General features: G+C 37.2%; 2 protein-coding genes. Both read left to right on the forward strand.

Annotated features, from left to right (window positions below):
- Positions 1-543, forward strand: a 543-nt coding sequence (locus ACQEXR_RS20085) for a hypothetical protein (RefSeq protein ID WP_427021030.1), incomplete at its 5' end; no start/stop codon positions are given.
- A complete protein-coding gene (locus ACQEXR_RS20090; protein WP_427021031.1) occupies positions 543-1,007 on the forward strand; it encodes a hypothetical protein in 465 nt (154 codons plus the stop codon). The genes ACQEXR_RS20085 and ACQEXR_RS20090, both read left to right, overlap by 1 nt.
- Positions 1,008-1,447: the final 440 nt, after the last annotated feature.

The raw sequence follows: 1,447 nt of genomic DNA on the forward strand, positions 1-1,447 counted from the left end.
GTTCAAACGCAGACTCTTCAAGCTGGAGGTATGATTATCGTGTCAGGTATAGCGGCCGCAGCAAGTGGTTCCAATAGTCGAGATGCGATGATGCGTTCTGCTGTTAGTGTGATTACGGTTTATTTGTTTAATGAGTTAGGTAAAACTCAGGGAGATCATAACTTTACATGGGCAGTGAATAAAGAGAGGAAGAGATTAAGATCTTTGGGATGGAAAGGATATTCAAACGAAATGAAAATGTTTGGGTATGATGGGCAGAGTAGAACTGAGGCGAACTTGAGTCAGTTGGATTTAGACAAAAAGCTAGAAAGGCTTGCTATAGAAGGGATGGTGAACAAGATTTCACAAACAGATCCGACACAATATGGTCTAGAAGGGGCTGTAGGTGCTTGGGGAGCAATTAGTGGCCGTGTAGGTATCTTCTCTACCTTTTTGAGTTTCATTGGTATTCGAGATTGGGCTGAACCGATGATATATGAGCCAACATTGACATTTGACTACGACTGCCAAGGTATTACCTGTGAAGTTATGGGATATGAGTAATGAAAAGGTTTTTACTATTAAAAAAGACTCACATTTTATCGCTGTTTTTTATTTCTTTTTGGGTTAGCGCACAAAACTATGATTCGATGGGGTGTAGATGGGATATCCCTGATGATATCGAGAAGTTAGATAGAAATATATATTCTTCACTTACGAAGAATATACTTATCGAATTTGAAAATATGACTAATTCAAAGTTAGAAAGTAACTATGATAACGCAAAAATTGTCGAGGAGCTTGTAAACTCATCGTTTCATTACCAGAGGCTTACAGGTTTAGATGAGTTTTCAGAAATTAGTATATTTTATTTAGCAAGGCACAACTATGAAGGTGAAATGCTATCTATTTCTTCCCATGGCAGTAGTGTTGAAATGAAAGAACTGAATGAAAATCGCGTAGTGATAGAGCTTGCAGTTGATGGTTCTATCGTGCAAGCAAGCTGTAATGGCTCACCAAGTGAATAGCATATAGAAAATTTAAGTGGAGCGTGTCATCGATATTACACAACAAGAGGAGTTAGGACGTTGGCATGCTTTACCGTTTTTCATTTTTACAGAGCCTTCATCGCTTAAATTATACTACTTAACTTTATTGTTAGGTAATTAATAATAGCTATACCAACATTGGTTTCAGTATATAAAACGATAAGGATATTAATACGGTGTGAGATAACATCGGTTCACTGCATCGGGATAATATGAATATATAAATCAATTTAAATACTTAAGGGAGATTTACATGAATCTATATTTAACACCATTTTTAGTTCTATTAGCTGGTTGTGGCGGCGGAGATAGTGGTAGTTCTTCCACTTCAAACACAGGCTTAAATGTCACTCGTTACAGCAGTGATTATGCTGCGTCTGATTTACAGGCCCTTTTCACATTATCAGCTACAAGCTCAT

This window comes from Vibrio sp. TRT 2004 (assembly GCF_050113735.1).
Lineage (GTDB): Bacteria > Pseudomonadota > Gammaproteobacteria > Enterobacterales > Vibrionaceae > Vibrio.